Here is a 16,397-nt window from a genome sequence, read left to right on the forward strand (position 1 = left end):
CTCACGAATAGATGCAGTCGCGAAGCGTGATCAGCCCGCGCTGCAACTCTGTTTTTGGGGCCACCATGGCGACCCTGATAAATTGCTCGCCCGGGTTCTGTCCCGGATCGCCTTGAGAAAGATATGCGCCTGGCAGGACACGCACCCCTGTCTCCTGCCACAGCTTCAACGCTGTTTCCTCGCCGTTTTCGACCGGCAGCCACAGGAAGAACCCGCCCTCAGGCGGCATATAGCCCTGCACGCCAGCGAACACCTCATCCGCAATGGCGTATTTATCCTGATAGAGTGCACGGTTCTCGGCCACATGCGCCTCATCCGCCCAGACTTTTGCAGCCGCAGCCTGCAACGGCGCGGGCAGAGGCGCGCCGGAATAGGCCCGCAGCTGCTTGACCCTTTTGATCGTCTCAGGGCCGCCTGCAATCAGTCCCGAACGCAGCCCGGCCAGATTGGATCGTTTGGACAGCGAATTGAACAGGACGATCCGCTCAGGATCCGCTCCCAGTTCCTGCGCCACGGTCAGAATACCTGTCGGAGCTTCGTCGCGGTAAATCTCGGAATAACATTCGTCGGCGAAGATGCGGAAATCGTATCTCTCGGCCAGACGGATCAGTTCAGCCCAATAGTCCCGCGACGCAACCGCGCCCTGCGGGTTGGCGGGCGAGCAGATATAGGCCACCGCAGTTCGGTTCAGCACGTCCTCGGGCAGACCGGCATAGTCCGGCAAGTGACCAGTGGCGGCCGTGGCCGGAACAAAAACCGGCTGCGCCCCGACCGAGATCGAGGCGACCATGTAGACCTGATAAAACGGGTTCGGGCATAGAACGATCGGCTGCTGGCCGTTCTTCTGCTCCGGGCACAGCGCCATAGCTGCGTTATACAGACCTTCGCGCGTGCCATTCAGGGCCATCACGTTGGTATCGGGATCAAGCGAAACACCATAACGACGTTCGATCCAATCGGTGATCGCACACCGCAGCGCGGGCGAACCTTCGTTCGGCGGATATCCCTGAAAATCAGCAGCGTTTTCGGCGATGATATCCGTCACCCACGCCGGGAAATCATGCATTGGCGTGCCGATAGTCATATGAATGACCTCACCGCCCGGCTGATGGTGATCCAACAGGGCGCGCAGACGCGGGAATGCATATGCCGGTAGGTCCGAAAACCGCTCGGGGAAATTCATAACAACTGCCTCAATGCCGGGATCGTTTTTGTCCCGATTTTTTGGCAGATTACAGGTCGCACCCCGCCTCGTCCAGACAAAGAGGTGCCGAATCAGGGGATTGTGGCATTCAGGCCAACGCGGATTCGGCCGCAGATCCCAGCCGTAACAGCGCTTCTTCCGAACCCGGATAGCCTAGCATCATCAATCCGCAACCGGGTGTTCCGGTAGGCAAAGTCAGAGAAGCCAAACCCATCAAATTGCCGATGCGTGTGTTGCGCAGGGCCAGCAGATTTTCAGTGACGTAGTAGTCATGGTCGGTCATCAGACGGTCCAGATTCGGCGGCAGAATGGGTGCCGTCGGGGCCAGAACCGCGTCAAACCCGGTGGTTGCGGCGTCCCATGCGCTGCGGCAGGCCTTGAGCCTGGACCAGGCCGCTACGTAGTCCGGGCCGGAATGCGCCTTGCCGATGCGGAATCGTTCCAGAATTTCCGGATACATGGCATCGGGGTTCGCTTCGATCACGTCACGCCACAGCCCATACGCTTCTGTCGTATAGACTACACTGGTCAGACCCATGGCGTCGTTCAGTTCAGGAACATCCAGCGGTACGATTTGCGCGCCGGCCTCCCGCAGTCGGTTCAGGGCTTCCTCAAGCGCCTTGCGCGGGCCGTCCCGCAAATCATCCCTGGCAACATTCTGCAGATCGGCAAACCGCCGCCCTTTCAGGCTGGCCCCCCGCAAGTCGGCGGGAGTGCCACCTTCCAACAACGCCAGCACGTGCGCAGCATCCTCGACCGAACGGGCCAGCGGCCCAACCGTGTCAAACCGCAGGCACAATGGCACAGTGCCCTCAAGACTGACGCGTCCGGCTGTTGTTTTCAGGCCCACCAGATTGTTCCAGGCCGACGGGATGCGTACCGACCCGCCGGTATCCGATCCGATCCCGCAAGCCGCCAGCCCCCATGCTACCGAAGCCGCCGCGCCCGAGGATGAGCCGCCGGGCACCGCCTCTTCATCGTCAATACAGGGCGGCGTACCGGTGATGGGATTCAGTCCTAGGCCGGAAAAGGCCAGCTCGCTCATATGTGTCTTGCCCAGACACACCGTTCCCATGGCGGTGGCGTTGCGCACGACCACGGCATCGGCATCCGGAACGCGACCTTTAAGCAGGGCCGTGCCTGCCTCGGTTGCGATGCCTGCCGTGTCAAACAGGTCTTTCCAGCTGATTGGCACACCGTCCAGCAAGGATCGGCGCAGCCCCAAGCCGGCTCGTTCCTTTGCGGCCTTGGCTTCGGCCCGGGCGCGGTCATGGGTAACGCGGGCATAAATACGATCACGATGCGGATGCGCGTCGATGGCCGCCAGATAGGTTTCGGTCAGATCCACAGGGTCGATCTGCCCCATTCCGATGCCGCGCCCCAGATCGCACGCGGTCATGGTCAGCCACTCCTGCATCCCTCACCTCCATTTATCTACGATGAGGGGACGGTAGCGACACGACCGCACATGGACAATCCCGAAAGGGCGCGCATATTGCGGGGCATGACTAAGGTTTCGGATATCCTGATCGTTGGCGGCGGCCTGAACGGCCCCGCACTGGCACTGGCACTGGCGCAGACCGGGCATTCTGTAACGGTAATCGACGCGCTGGCCGAGACCGTGCGCAAGGACGCCGCATTTGACGGCCGGGCCTACGCACTTGCGCTTGCTTCGCAAAGATTGCTGGCGGCGACCGGCGTCTGGAGCAGGGTTGCCGGGCATGCGCAACCGATGCTCGAGATCAAGGTCACCGACGGGCATGCCGGGGCCGGCCCGTCGCCCTTCTTCATGCATTTCGACCATGCCGAGATCGAAGAAGGCCCGATGGGCTACATGGTCGAAGACCGCCATCTGCGTCGCGCCTTTCTTGAGGCGATGGCCGAGGAAAAGGGCATAACGCAACTGAGCGGGAAAACAGTCGTAGCGCAGGAATGCGATGCAACGGGCGTGTCACTGACACTTGACGATGGCTCTGTTCTGACCGGCGGCCTGCTTGTCGGATGCGACGGGCGCCGAAGCGGCACTGCCGCGCGGGCGGGCATCAGGCGCACCGGCTGGGATTATGGGCAGACGGCGCTGGTCTGCGCCATCGAACATGACCTGCCCCATCACAGCATTGCCCACCAGTTCTTCATGCCGCCAGGTCCACTGGCTATTCTGCCGCTGACCGGCAATCGCAGCTCCATTGTCTGGAGTGAACGGACCGACACGGCCCGGCGCATCAACGCCCTGTCAGAAGCCGACTATCTGCAGGTCCTGCGCCCCCGGTTCGGGGATTTCCTGGGCGACATCCGTTTGCAGGGCGACCGGTTCACCTACCCGCTGAACCTGACCATCGCCAATTCCTTCATCGGCGAGCGGTTGGCGCTCGTTGGGGATGCCGCGCACGGCATGCACCCGATCGCGGGGCAAGGATTAAACGCCGGATTGCGTGATGTCGGCGCGCTGGCCGAGGTGCTGACGCTGGCCGGACGGCGGGGCGAGGATTTCAGCTCGGCTCTGGTGCTGGAACGCTATCAGGAGTGGCGGCGGTTCGATACAGCCGCATTGGCCATGGCGACGGATGTGTTCAATAAGCTGTTTTCCAACGACAACCCGCTGCTGCGGATCGGTCGCGACATCGGCATGGGCATCGTCGGCTCTATGCCCGGGTTGCGCCGGGGCTTTGTGCGCGAGGCCGCCGGGCTGACCGGAGACCTGCCAAAACTGCTGCAGGGGCGCGCGATCTAAAACGCCGCCGGGCACCCTGAGACGATCAGTCGAGTTCTCGTGCTTCATCCACGAGCATCACCGGGATGCCGTTGCGGATCGGAAAGGCGAGATTCGCGGCTTTCGACACAAGCTCCTGCTTTTCGGCATCATAATGCAGCGTCGTATGGGTTTGCGGGCAGATCAGCGCCTCGAGCATGCGGCGATCAAAAGTGGTGTCGGGTTCGCTCATTGCAGTTTTTCCTCGTTAGAGCCGCCGCGCAGGGCGAATTCGATCAGCGTCACAAGCGTTTCACGTCGGGTGCGTAGACAGGGCGCCTCGAGCAGAGCCTGTTTGTCCTCGGGGTCGAAATCCAGCAGCATCGACAGAGAGTTGACCAGCAACTCATCATCTGCGTCCTTCAACGTGTCCCAATCCGTCGACAGATGGCGTGAGGAAAAGAATCGCTCCAGCAGGTTCAGCAACCTTGTGCGATTGAACCCGTCATCCCGTTCCGCCTTGCCCAGATCGCGGTCAAACCCATCCCACGAGACCGAGCACCGTCGATAGGGCGTAAATGCATCCAGTTCGGATTTGACCCGAAACCGCGAAATCCCGGTCAGTGTGATCAGATATCGGCCATCTTCCGTTTCGGAAAACTGTGTCACCCGCCCGGCACATCCGATCTGGTGCAGCTTGCTTTCATCGCTTTGGCACGGATTCGGCTGAACCATGGCTATCAGCCGTTCCTGAGTCTTGAGCGCGTCGTCCAGCATCTGAAGATAACGCGGCTCAAAAATGTGCAGCGGCAGGCGCGAACGGGGCAACAGCAGCGCCCCGGGCAATGGAAAAACGGATACCGTTTCCGGCAGATCGGCGGGATGCATCATGTATCCGAGTGTAGCCCTGATCCGGAATTAGGCAAATATCATCGAGCTGAGCTTGCGCCGCCCGTTCAGAACCACAGGGTCATTTGGCTTGAGCGCGTCGAAAATCGTGAACAGCTGGATTTTGGCGGCTCCGTCGTTCCATTCGCGGTCCCGGCGGAACAGTTCCAACAATTGCGCCACCGCGTCCTCGACATCACCATTGGCATGCAGGGCCTGCGCCAGATCGAACCGGGCCTGATGGTTGCCGGGTTCGGCTTCGACGGCGGCGCTCAGCTCGGCCACCGGGCCTGCATCGGCTGCCTGTTTGGCCAGTTCCAGCTGGGCATGCGCGGCCTCAAGCTCGGCTGTGCCGGAGATTTCGGCCGGTGCCCCGTTCAGGATGGCTTCGGCCTGTTCCAGATCGCCAGACGCGATATGCGCACGCACCAAACCACCATAGGCTCCGGCATGGTTCGGATCTTCGCCCAGAATGGCGGCAAAGGTCTGCGCCGCATCGACGGCGGCCCCTTCAGCCAGCATTTCTTCGGCGGCCTGAACGGCATCATCCAACTGTCCGCCCGGGCTTTGGCCGCCGGCCGCTTCGATCACGCGGTCCACAAACGCCTTGACCTCGGAACCTGGCACCGCGCCCTGAAACCCGTCAACGGGCTGGCCCTGGAAAAACGCATAGACGGTCGGGATCGACTGAACGCGCATCTGCGAGGCGATCATCTGGGCCTCGTCCACATTGATCTTGACCATCTTCACCGCGCCCTTGGCGGCGGTCACGGCCTCTTCCAACTGGGGTCCTAGCGTCTTGCACGGCCCGCACCACGGTGCCCAGAAATCGACGATGACCGGAGTTTCCTGCGACGCTTCAACAACATCGGCCATGAACGTGGCCTCGGTTCCGTCCTTGATCAGATCGGTGACATCAGCGCCGGCTGCGGCGTTCAGAAGTTCCATGGCTTACACTCTCTCGTTCGAACTTGGCCTCTATATGCAACCACAAAGGGCAGAAACCAATAGTAGAGTTGCGGGTTCAAAGGTCGAAAGTCGCAAAGACAGGCGCATGGTCGCTGGGTTTCTCCCAACCGCGCGCTTCGCGCAGAACGCGGCTGGAATGACCCGCGTTCGATATATCGGGCGTCGCCCAGACATGATCCAGCCGCCGCCCCTTGTCCGCGGCATCCCAATCCCGCGCCCGATAGGACCACCAACTGAAAAGCTGGCCTTCGGGGATGTCCTTGCGTGTGACATCGACCCAACCGCCCGCATCCTGCGTTTCGGCCAGTTGCTCGACCTCGATGGGCGTGTGCGACACCACCTTGAGCAGTTGTTTGTGCGACCAGACATCATCTTCGCGCGGGGCGATGTTCAGATCACCGACCAGGATGGATTTTTCGGGTTTCTCCGAATGGAACCAGTCCCGCATATCCGTCAGGTAATCCAGTTTCTGACCGAATTTCTCGTTCACCTCACGGTCCGGCACATCGCCGCCTGCCGGGACATAGAAGTTGTGAATCACCACGCCGTTTTCCAGCCGCCCGGCGATATGGCGGGCATGACCCAGCCCGGCGAAATCCTTATCGCCCACCTCCTCCAGCGGAAGACGCGACAGGATGGCCACGCCGTTATACCCTTTCTGACCCCGCGCGATCAGATGGGTATAGCCCAACTCGGCGAACCCTTCGGTCGGGATTTTTTCGACCGGTGACTTGCACTCTTGCAGACACAGAACGTCGGGGGCCTCTTCCCGCAGCAATTTCAACACGATAGGTTCGCGCAGCCGGACCGAGTTGATGTTCCATGTGGCAATTGTGAAGGGCATGCAGAAGGTCTCCTGTATCGCGGTTGGTGCAACCTAACGCCCCGGTGGTCAGGGTGCCATGAGAAAAAGAACCCGCATGGAATTTGATGTGAGGCGCTCGTTTTCTTCATCGCTTTGTCGAGTTCGCCATTTTCTTGTGACTTCCTGCCAACAGGCTTGCCCGCTGCATGTCGCGGTCACAGGTGTGCATCGGATGAATGAGGCCACACCATGATTGAACACGAACCGCAGCCTGCAGCGTACTACGATCAGAACGGCATCTGGACGCTGGACCCCACGATCGCAGACCACCAGGTGTGCGATGCCTTTGCCGAAGGTGTGAGCGATCTCGTGCAGTTGCTGGACGACAACAAACCGATGTTGTCACGGGACGTTTACGCCCGGCTTTTCGCATCACTGCTGACAATGTCCAGATTGCTCGGAGAGTATGAAGACCGCTGGAAAGACAACTGACTTACATAATGCCAGCGCGCAACCACACTGCCGGAGCGCCGAAATTCACACGTAAACCTTCGGTTGCAATAAAAAAGCCGGGCCCGGAGGCCCGGCAGTCCAACAGGGAGGTACATGTCATGACCCGGACATGCGCGGGATACGATCACCTTAAATATGTTTACAGAGTATCACTTTGATCCACCTCAATCCACACCCAGTTACGAAACGAGTCTATAGCCACCCGATTCTGTGACCAAAAGGCGCGCATTGGACGGGTCGGGCTCGATCTTCTGGCGCAGGCGATAGATATGAGTTTCCAGCGTGTGGGTTGTGACACCTGCATTGTAGCCCCAGACCTCGTGCAGCAGGACATCGCGGGCAACAACGCCGTCGGTGGACCGGTACAGGAACTTGAGAATATTGGTTTCTTTCTCGGTCAGGCGAATTTTGCGATCCTCTTCGGTGATCAGCATCTTCATCGCCGGTTTGAAAGTGTAGGGGCCCAGGACGAACACCGCATCTTCAGATTGCTCGTGCTGGCGCAGCTGGGCACGGATGCGAGCCAGAAGAACCGGAAATTTGAACGGTTTCGAGACGTAATCATTTGCGCCGGCGTCCAGACCCAGGATGGTGTCGGCGTCGCTGTCATGGCCAGTCAGCATCAGAATCGGGCTTTTTACACCTTGTTTACGCATCAGGCGGCATAGTTCGCGCCCGTCGGTGTCAGGAAGGCCAACATCAAGAATCACCAGATCGTAGATCGCCTCGCGGGCGCGCTCCATGGCTGACGACCCGTCGGATGCTTCGAAGACATCAAAATCCTCGGTCATCACAAGCTGCTCACTCAGAGCTTCGCGCAGATCCTCGTCATCATCCACAAGCAGAATTTTCTTGAGCTGAGCCATGTTCCCGTCCTCCTATGCCTTTTGCATCACTTGCGTGTGGAATATGCAATCAACAAGATTTGCTGCAACTGTCTCACGACCTCGTGTCTGACGTATAGGAAATGTTTCACATTTTCCGCGGATCAGGCTACCTGATGGACGAAACGTTATAGGATAACACGGATGAGTCTCATTCCAGACATCTCGGAATTGCTGGCACGGGCGCGGGCAGATCTGCGCATGGGCCTGCCTGTGGTCCTGACAGATGACGGCGGACTAAGCGTGTTGGCCGTGGCGTCGGAAACACTCAGCGCGCAAAGGCTTGCCGATCTCAGGGGTCTTGGCAGCGACCCGGTTGTCACGATCACCGGACGGCGGGCAGAAACGCTCAAGGCCCGGGCCTATGACGGCGATCTGGCGCGCGTGATCCTTCCGGCGGATGCGGATATTGGATGGGTGCAGGCCGTCGCCGATCCGTCTGACGATCTGAACGCACCGATGAAAGGCCCCCTGATGTCCGAGCGTCAGGGACATGCCAATCTGCACCGGATCGCGATTGCGCTGACGAAATCCGCGCGCCTGTTACCTTCCGCAGTTGTTACGGCAATTGAAGACGGCCGCGCCTTTGCGGCAGCGCATGGACTGACCTGCATTGATCATACGCGCGCGGCACCTCATCTGGCTGACCGCAGCGCCTTGCACGAAGTCGTTGCGGCGCGCCTGCCAATGGAAGTGTCCGAGGCAGGCCGGTTGCACATTTTCCGCCCCGAAGATGGTGGAGAAGAGCATTATGCCATCGAGATCGGACGCCCGGATCGGAGCAAGCCGGTTCTGGCCAGATTGCACTCGGCCTGTTTTACCGGCGATCTGATGGGCAGCCTGAAATGCGACTGCGGCCCGCAGCTTCGCGGGGCCCTGGCCCAGATGGGCACGGAAGGTGCCGGCGTCCTGCTGTATCTCAATCAGGAGGGTCGCGGCATCGGGCTGGCCAACAAGATGCGCGCATATTTCCTGCAGGATCAAGGGTTTGACACGGTCGAGGCCAATCATCGCCTCGGGTTTGAAGATGACGAGAGGGATTTTCGCCTGGGGTCGGATATCCTGAAATCCCTTGGCTTCAACGCAGTCCGCTTGCTGACCAACAACCCGGCAAAGATTGCGATGATGGAGAAAACAGGAATCGCCGTGACAGAACGGGTGCCGCTGCAAGTTGGCGAAACGGCACATAACCGGGGGTATCTGGCGACCAAGGCGGCAAAGTCAGGCCATCTGCTGTGACACCAAATGATCTTGTGCTGACGCCGCGCGGTGTCCGGTTTCTGGGCCGGGTCTTCCCCTGCGCCATCGGCAAAGGCGGGATCAGCGCGGACAAGCGCGAAGGCGACGGCGCAACACCGGTTGGAACGCACCGGATTGTGGCCATGCTGTACCGGCCGGACCGCATCTGTCGGCCCGTGCCATGGGCGCGTCCGATCGGTCCGGGGGATCTTTGGTCTGACGACATGCAGGATGCGGGTTATAACCATCTGGTACGGGCGCCTTACGCCCACAGCCACGAGAAACTGCGCAGGTCAGACCCTTTGTACGATCTTGTGCTCGTCGTTGACTGGAACTGGCCCGACGCGATTCCAGGGCGCGGCTCGGCCATCTTTATTCATCAATGGCGGCGACAGGGGTTTCCCACCGAAGGCTGCGTGGCCTTTCGCCGGGACCATCTGAAATGGATTGCCAGGCGTGTCGCCCAAGGCACGCGATTGATTATCCCTGCGGCCTGACCCGCTCGCCAAAAATTGCCGAACCGACGCGAACATGCGTTGCACCCAGCGCGATGGCTTTCTCGAAATCCCCGCTCATGCCCATGGACAACCCGGACAAGCCGTTTCGTGCTGCGATCTTTGCCAGCAGGGCGAAGTGCAGCGAAGGCTCCTCCTCTATCGGAGGAATGCACATCAATCCCTGAATTGGCAGGTCGAGGTCACGGCATTCGGCAACAAACGCATCCGCATCTGAAGGCATGATTCCGGCCTTCTGCTCCTCTTCCCCGGTATTCACCTGAATGAAAAGGTCAGGGCAGTGGCCCAGTTCCTGCGCCAGACGCGCCAGTGTCTTGGCAAGTTTGGGGCGGTCAACCGAGTGGATCGCGTTGCACAGTTCCATCGCCTGACGTGCTTTGTTGGTTTGCAGCGGGCCGATCAGATGCAGGTCAATGCCGTCGTACCGCTCTTTGAAGGCGGGCCATTTTCCTGCTGCTTCCTGCACCCGGTTTTCACCGAAACACCGATGGCCCTGATCCAGCACCGCCTGAACCCGTTCATCGGGCTGAACCTTGGAAACGGCGATCAGCTTTACCGCGCCAGCGGGCCGTCCATTGGCAATTTCCGCCTCGGCGATACGGTCGGTGATTTCCTGCAGCGACATGGGGTTCCTCAATCTGCCTACCTGCGCAGACAAACACCAAGTCGGCACAAAAGAAAAGGGCAGGTCTTTCGACCTGCCCTCAAACCTTGCGGTTTCAGATCAACTTAGAAGTTGAACTGAGCACCGAAGTCAGCACGGATGGTGCTGCTTCCGCCGCCCGGCTTCGAGCTGCCTACACCACCGCGCAGCGATGCACCGCCGCCCAGGTCGTAGATAGCGCCGATACCATACTGACGGGTGTCGTTGCTTGCCGAACCGTCACCGTATGCTGCGGTGATGGTGGTTGCTGCGCCAACGTTATAGGCCAGCGACAGACCGTATGCGGTGCCGTCGGTGCCGCTTACGCGGGTTTTATCGTCAGCAACAAACAGGGTGCCCGAGAAGTCGCCCCATTCGCCACCCAGGGTCAGAACAGCCAGGCTAGGCTTGCTGCCACCGCCCGAAACGTCGGTCTGACCGTAAGCAACAGCGGCAGTGATGTTGCCGAAGCTGTAGGTCGCGCTGACGTCCCAACGGTCGCCGGAACCGGTGACGGTTGTCAGAGCCGGGCCACCTGCGACGGTACCGATTGTGGTGGTCACAGTGTCAACCTGGTCGTACGACGCGCCGAAGGCGAAATCACCAACTGCGTACTGGAAGAACACAGCGTTTGCGCCCGAACCGGTCGAGGAGTACGACAGGAAGCTGTAGTCAACGCCCGAGTACTGACCGATGAACGATTCCAGGCCAGGCTCGTTACCGTAGTAGTTTGCCAAGTTGTCGAACGAACCCGATACGTTGCCGGCGTCAACACGCAGACCACCGTAGATGACCGAGAAACGTGCGCCGTTCAGGCCAGCCGAGTTGGCTTCGCCGGTTGCCGCGTTTTCGTCAGCCTGCAGACGAACACGACCCGAGAACTCTACGCCACCGTCGGTTTCAACGTTTGCGTCGATGTTCAGACGGAAGCGCGATACCAGGATGGTGTCCGAGCCCTGAACCGATGCAGTCAGGGTTGTGGTGGTGACAGCACCACCGGTTGTCACGGAGCGGACAACGGCGGAGGTCGAGAAGCTACGGTCTTCCTGGTAGCCGATACCAAAACGGCCGTAACCGCTGAAGCGAACATCAGCCGCTGCAACGCTTGCGGTTGCAATCAGAGCGGTCGATGCGAAGAGAACTTTTTTCATCTTGTTTCCCTCGGTTTCAAAAGTTTTTCTACTCGACATATGCCTCAGCACATGTCTCAGCACGGACACCGTTTCGCTCTTTTTGCCCCCTTCGCGCAAGCTTACCTTAATTGCGTCGCCTGCATTGGCCCCGGATTGGTGCAAGGATGCCACAGTCGATTTCCACCCCCGGAACCCGCATTCTGCGCCAATATAAGAAAAGAATAGGCTTGTTGCTGCACTGCGCCTTGTCTAGGAGTATCAACCAACAACGCAAAACCAATGAAGCAGGACCTGTCGACGATGCGCCTGAAAACGATTCTGGGTTTGATAATACTGACCGCCGCTGTCGCCGCCTGCGGGCGCAGCCAGCCATTGCCGGGGGATGCACGCTCGTTGACTGTCGATGGCTCTTCGACAGACGAACGCGAACTCAGCGATCCGGGCCGTACAACGATCTGGGATGTCTTCGGACCGAACAACTCCGAGCAGGTCACAAATGTGAACCGCTATTTGTGGCGCGCTTCGCTGGATGTGCTGAATTTCCTTCCAGTACAGGAAGTTGACCCGTTTACCGGTGTGATCGTGACCGGCTATGGCAAGCCACCGGGTGGCGGGCGCTCGTACCGGGCGACGGTCCATATCAGTGACCCGGCGCTGGCGGCGCGCTCGTTGACTGTCTCGCTGCAAACCAGTGGCGGCGCTCCGGTCAGTGCCGCAACCACCCGCGCGGTCGAGGATGCAATCCTGTCCCGCGCACGCCAGCTACGCATTGCGGACAACAAGTTCTAGCCACCCGCCGCAAATCGCAATATTACCACGCCGGGTTCATGCCCGGCGTTTTCATTCACGAAGGACCGCACCATGTCGCGCTACTCGGCCAACGAAATCGAAGCAAAATGGCAGGAGGCCTGGGACAGGGCCGGGATCTTCACCGCCGACCACAAGGCGGACAAGCCGAAATATTACGTGCTTGAGATGTTCCCCTACCCGTCCGGCCGAATCCATATGGGGCATGTGCGCAACTACACGATGGGCGACGTGATCGCGCGGCATAAACTGGCGACCGGCCACAACGTGCTGCACCCGATGGGCTGGGATGCGTTCGGGATGCCAGCGGAAAACGCCGCGATGGCGATTGGTGGCCACCCGAAAGACTGGACTTACGGAAACATCGCCGACATGCGCGGGCAGATGAAACCGCTGGGCCTGTCGATCGACTGGTCTCGCGAGTTCGCTACCTGTGACCCCGAATATTACGGCCAGCAGCAGGCCTTGTTCCTGGACATGCTCGAAGCCGGGCTGGTGTATCGCAAAAACGCCGTGGTGAACTGGGATCCGGTCGACATGACCGTGCTGGCCAACGAACAGGTGGAAAACGGGCGCGGTTGGCGGTCCGGAGCGCTGGTGGAACGTCGCGAACTGACCCAGTGGTTCTTCAAAATTTCGGACTATTCCGAGGAACTGCTCGACGCGCTGGACACTCTGGATAACTGGCCCGCCAAGGTACGCCTGATGCAGGAAAACTGGATTGGCAAGTCGCGCGGCCTGCAATTCGGCTTTGAACGCACAGATGGCGGCGAGCCGATCACCGTCTATACGACCCGGCCCGACACGCTGCTGGGCGCGTCCTTTGTTGGTATCTCGCCGGATCACCCGATTGCCAAGCAGCTTGAGGCAGAAAGTTCCGAAGTTGCTGAATTTGTTGCCGAATGCCGCAAAGGCGGCACGACCGAAGAGGCGATTGAGACCGCCGAGAAGCTGGGTTATGACACTGGCATTCGCGTCAAACACCCGCTGGACCCGAATTGGGAACTTCCTGTCTGGATCGCCAACTTCATCCTGATGGATTACGGCACTGGCGCGATCTTTGCCTGCCCGGCGCATGACCAGCGCGACCTCGATTTCTGCCGCAAATATGGCCTGCCCGTGGTGGACACCTTCTTTGCACTGGATGACGACACGCCGGTCGACAAGATTGCTTTTGTCCCGCCCAAAACCGAAAAGGTTCGCTGGGTAAATCACTTCGCGGGCCTGACCGAGGCGACGGGTGACGAGGCGATCGACGCCACCGTCGATTTTGCCGAAAAGGCCGGCTGGGGCGAAGGCGTCACCAAATACCGCCTGCGCGACTGGGGTTTGAGCCGCCAGCGCTATTGGGGCTGCCCGATTCCCGTTGTTCATTGTGACAGCTGCGGCGTGATACCTGAGAAAAAAGAAAACCTGCCGGTTCGCCTGCCTGACGATGTCACGTTCGACAAACCCGGCAACCCGCTGGACCGTCACCCGACCTGGCGTGACTGCGCCTGCCCAAAATGCGGATCCCCGGCAAAACGCGAGACCGACACGATGGACACCTTTGTCGATTCGTCGTGGTATTTCGCCCGTTTCACCGCCCCGCGTGCAGAAACGCCAACGGATTTGGCGGAAGCCGAATACTGGATGAATGTTGATCAGTATATCGGCGGCATCGAGCATGCGATTCTGCACCTGCTCTATTCCCGATTCTTCGCACGTGCGATGAACATCACGGGCCACTTGCCGAAAAAAGCCATCGAGCCGTTTGATGCCCTATTCACCCAAGGCATGGTGACGCACGAAATCTACCAGACCCGCGACGCCAATGGCCGCCCAGTCTATCACCTGCCCGAGGATGTGACCGACGGCAAACTGGCCGACGGCACCGAGGTTGAGATCATCCCCTCGGCCAAGATGTCAAAATCCAAGAAAAACGTGGTCGATCCGGTCAGCATCATTTCTGCCTTCGGTGCCGACACAGCCCGCTGGTTCGTGCTGTCCGATTCGCCACCCGAACGGGATGTGGAATGGACCGCGGCCGGGGCCGAAGCGGCCTATAAACACCTCAATCGCGTGTGGAACCTTTGCGACAAGATCGGTGCCATGGACCCGGACGCAAAAGGCGAAGGTGATGAGGACCTGCTGCGCGAGATGCATAAAACCATCCGCGATGTGTCGCTGGGTGTCGAAAGCTTCGGCTTCAACGCGGCCATCGCCAAGCTTTATGCCTTCACAAACACGCTGGCCAAATCAAAGGCAGGGGCTTCGGCCCAGAAGCAGGCAATCAAAACGCTGGCACAGCTTATGTCGCCGATGACACCGCATCTGGCCGAAGATATCTGGGCGCATCAGGGCGGAGAAGGTCTGGTGGCAGTCGCACCATGGCCCGTCGCAGATGAGACGATGCTGATCGACGACACGGTCACGTTGCCGATTCAGATCAACGGCAAGCGCCGCGCGGAAATCAGCGTGTCCAAGGATTTGGCGAAGGACGAGGTTGAAAAAGTCGCGCTCAGCACCGAAGCTGTGCAAAAGGCGCTGAACGGTGCAGCGCCGAAGAAAGTGATCGTAGTACCGGGCCGGATCGTGAATGTCGTTGTTTGATCGCAAATCGTGGCGGATGCTGCCGCTTGCAGCTGCTCTGTTTGTTGCCGCTTGCGGTTTCCAGCCGGTTTATGCCCCCGGCGGTTCAGGCGAAGCGCTCTACGGGAAGGTTGTCGTGTCTGCCCCGAATGACGTCGACAGCTACCTGTTGGTTCAGAACCTAGAACAGCGTCTGGGGCGCAGCGCGGAACAGGTTGAAGATTACGACCTGAATGTTCAGGTCGCGACCACGACTCTGGCAGCGGCCATCACTACGACCAACGAAATCAACCGCCTGACCATTAATGGCCGGGCCAACTTTACGCTTGTGTCGAAAGCCACAGGGCAGGTGGTTGCATCAGGCTCAGAAACCAATTTCGTGGCCTATTCGGCTGCCGGTTCAACCGTCTCGACCCTGGCCGGGGAACGCGCGGCCAAGGAACGTCTGATGGTGATGCTTTCGGATCAGATCGTCAATCGCCTGTACGCCACCACAGGTCCGGCCACATGAAGCTCAGCCCGCGCGAGGCCGAGGGGTATTTTACCAGGCCCGACGCGGACAAGGCCGCGCTGCTGATCTACGGCGCGGATGCGATGCGTGTTGCGCTGAAACGGCAGCAGGTTCTGGCGGCCCTTCTGGGCCCGGCCGCCGAGGAAGAGATGCGGCTGACCCGAATCCCGGGATCGGAATTGCGCGGCGATCCGGCGTTGCTGCTGGATGCGATCAAGGCGGTTGGGTTTTTTCCCGGCCCCCGGGCCGCGTTTGTCGAGGATGCGACGGAGACCGCAGCGCCTGCGATTCTGTCAGCGCTGGAAGACTGGGCGCTTGGCGACGCGCAGATCGTCGTGACCGCCGGTCAGCTCAAACCAAGTTCGAAAATCCGCAAGGCGTTCGAAACCCATCCGGCGGCCTATGCCGTGGGTATCTACGACGATCCGCCTTCCCGGGCCGAGGTTGAACGGATTCTGTCCGAAGCAGGCCTTCACAATATCCCCCGAGACACGATGTCGGCGCTGGCTGAACTGGCGGTTGCGCTCAGCCCAGGGGATTTCACCCAGACCGTTGAAAAGATTTCATTATACAAGCGCGGCGACCCTTCTGAGCTGACCATCGAAGATGTCGAATCTTGCGCGCCGCGCTCGACCGAAGCGGCGTTGGACGATGTCCTGAATGTGGTTGCCGAAGGACGAACGGCCGAAATCGGGCCATTGCTTCGCCGTTTGCAGGCGCAGGGCACAAATGCAGTCACCTTGTGCATCGGGGCAACCCGGCATTTTCGCACGCTTTATGCCTGCGCTTCAGATCCGGGCGGTGCAGCGCAGGGTATCGGCAAGCTGCGTCCGCCTGTTTACGGCAAGCGCCGCGACCGGATTTTGCGACAGGCACAGGGTTGGGGTGCGCAAAAGCTGCAAACCGCGCTGACGGTGCTGACCGATACGGACCTTTCCCTGCGATCAGCCGGTCAGACCGCACCCGCGCTGGCACTGGTCGAACGGGCGATGATCCGTCTGGCCATGCTGGCCCGGTCGCGCTAGT

General features: G+C 59.9%; 17 protein-coding genes. 8 read left to right on the top strand and 9 right to left on the bottom strand.

What is annotated here, in order from left to right; genetic code table 11:
• Window position 1: 1 nt before the first annotated feature.
• Both ACR0J8_RS02910 and ACR0J8_RS02915 read right to left on the bottom strand, forming a co-directional pair.
• Window positions 2–1,183 (bottom strand): aminotransferase class I/II-fold pyridoxal phosphate-dependent enzyme, encoded by a 1,182-nt coding sequence (locus ACR0J8_RS02910; RefSeq protein ID WP_480522765.1) that lies wholly within the window; start codon window positions 1,181–1,183, stop codon window positions 2–4.
• Between the two features lie 109 nt (window positions 1,184–1,292).
• Window positions 1,293–2,621, bottom strand: coding sequence for an amidase (locus ACR0J8_RS02915; protein WP_480522764.1), 1,329 nt, complete (start codon window positions 2,619–2,621; stop codon window positions 1,293–1,295).
• An 87-nt stretch (window positions 2,622–2,708) separates the two neighbouring features.
• On the opposite strand from ACR0J8_RS02915, the gene ACR0J8_RS02920 reads away from it, so the two are divergent.
• On the top strand, window positions 2,709–3,935 hold the full coding sequence (locus tag ACR0J8_RS02920) for an FAD-dependent monooxygenase (RefSeq protein ID WP_480888853.1): 1,227 nt from the start codon (window positions 2,709–2,711) through the stop codon (window positions 3,933–3,935).
• A gap of 25 nt (window positions 3,936–3,960) precedes the next feature.
• Here ACR0J8_RS02920 and ACR0J8_RS02925 read toward each other — a convergent pair whose 3' ends face one another.
• From ACR0J8_RS02925 to ACR0J8_RS02940, 4 genes are all read right to left on the bottom strand, one after another.
• Window positions 3,961–4,146: a Trm112 family protein gene (locus ACR0J8_RS02925; protein WP_170679437.1), complete on the bottom strand. Its 186-nt coding sequence runs from the start codon at window positions 4,144–4,146 to the stop codon at window positions 3,961–3,963.
• The gene (locus tag ACR0J8_RS02930) at window positions 4,143–4,784 is read right to left on the bottom strand and encodes an LON peptidase substrate-binding domain-containing protein (protein ID WP_480522762.1); all 642 of its coding nucleotides are present in this window, start codon (window positions 4,782–4,784) and stop codon (window positions 4,143–4,145) included. Before ACR0J8_RS02930 ends, ACR0J8_RS02925 begins: the two co-directional genes overlap by 4 nt.
• Window positions 4,785–4,811: 27 nt before the next feature.
• Entirely contained in the window at window positions 4,812–5,729 is a 918-nt protein-coding gene (gene trxA / locus ACR0J8_RS02935; protein WP_480522761.1) for a thioredoxin, read from the bottom strand.
• Between the two features lie 76 nt (window positions 5,730–5,805).
• A complete protein-coding gene (locus ACR0J8_RS02940; protein WP_480522760.1) occupies window positions 5,806–6,594 on the bottom strand; it encodes an exodeoxyribonuclease III in 789 nt (262 codons plus the stop codon).
• Between the two features lie 210 nt (window positions 6,595–6,804).
• Between ACR0J8_RS02940 and ACR0J8_RS02945 the strand changes: the two genes are divergently transcribed.
• Complete coding sequence (locus ACR0J8_RS02945; RefSeq protein WP_170679434.1) at window positions 6,805–7,047, top strand: hypothetical protein; 243 nt, start codon at window positions 6,805–6,807, stop codon at window positions 7,045–7,047.
• Window positions 7,048–7,247: 200 nt separating this feature from the next.
• Here the strand turns inward: ACR0J8_RS02945 and ACR0J8_RS02950 are convergent, their stop codons facing one another.
• Window positions 7,248–7,934, bottom strand: a complete 687-nt coding sequence (locus ACR0J8_RS02950; RefSeq protein WP_050605036.1) for a response regulator transcription factor — start codon at window positions 7,932–7,934, stop codon at window positions 7,248–7,250.
• Between the two features lie 162 nt (window positions 7,935–8,096).
• On the opposite strand from ACR0J8_RS02950, the gene ribA reads away from it, so the two are divergent.
• Window positions 8,097–9,191 (top strand): GTP cyclohydrolase II, encoded by a 1,095-nt coding sequence (ribA, locus tag ACR0J8_RS02955; protein ID WP_480888854.1) that lies wholly within the window; start codon window positions 8,097–8,099, stop codon window positions 9,189–9,191.
• Entirely contained in the window at window positions 9,188–9,688 is a 501-nt protein-coding gene (locus ACR0J8_RS02960) for a L,D-transpeptidase family protein (RefSeq protein ID WP_480888855.1), read from the top strand. Before ribA ends, ACR0J8_RS02960 begins: the two co-directional genes overlap by 4 nt.
• On the opposite strand, the gene ACR0J8_RS02965 is transcribed toward ACR0J8_RS02960, so the two are convergent.
• Together ACR0J8_RS02965 and ACR0J8_RS02970 are read right to left on the bottom strand one after the other, a co-directional pair.
• Window positions 9,672–10,331: a YggS family pyridoxal phosphate-dependent enzyme gene (locus tag ACR0J8_RS02965; protein ID WP_480888856.1), complete on the bottom strand. Its 660-nt coding sequence runs from the start codon at window positions 10,329–10,331 to the stop codon at window positions 9,672–9,674. The two genes, ACR0J8_RS02960 and ACR0J8_RS02965, sit on opposite strands and share 17 nt — an antisense overlap.
• A gap of 104 nt (window positions 10,332–10,435) precedes the next feature.
• Window positions 10,436–11,500, bottom strand: a complete 1,065-nt coding sequence (locus ACR0J8_RS02970) for a porin (RefSeq protein ID WP_480888857.1) — start codon at window positions 11,498–11,500, stop codon at window positions 10,436–10,438.
• A gap of 282 nt (window positions 11,501–11,782) precedes the next feature.
• Between ACR0J8_RS02970 and ACR0J8_RS02975 the strand changes: the two genes are divergently transcribed.
• From ACR0J8_RS02975 to holA, 4 genes are all read left to right on the top strand, one after another.
• The gene (locus tag ACR0J8_RS02975) at window positions 11,783–12,271 is read left to right on the top strand and encodes a DUF3576 domain-containing protein (protein WP_170614449.1); all 489 of its coding nucleotides are present in this window, start codon (window positions 11,783–11,785) and stop codon (window positions 12,269–12,271) included.
• Window positions 12,272–12,343: 72 nt separating this feature from the next.
• Complete coding sequence (gene leuS, locus ACR0J8_RS02980) at window positions 12,344–14,881, top strand: leucine--tRNA ligase (protein ID WP_480522755.1); 2,538 nt, start codon at window positions 12,344–12,346, stop codon at window positions 14,879–14,881.
• A complete protein-coding gene (lptE, locus tag ACR0J8_RS02985) occupies window positions 14,868–15,371 on the top strand; it encodes an LPS assembly lipoprotein LptE (protein ID WP_480522754.1) in 504 nt (167 codons plus the stop codon). Before leuS ends, lptE begins: the two co-directional genes overlap by 14 nt.
• Window positions 15,368–16,396 (top strand): DNA polymerase III subunit delta, encoded by a 1,029-nt coding sequence (gene holA, locus ACR0J8_RS02990; protein WP_480522753.1) that lies wholly within the window; start codon window positions 15,368–15,370, stop codon window positions 16,394–16,396. The genes lptE and holA overlap by 4 nt, the downstream gene beginning before the upstream one ends.
• Window position 16,397: the final 1 nt, after the last annotated feature.

Source organism: Ruegeria sp. N11 (assembly GCF_056531525.1).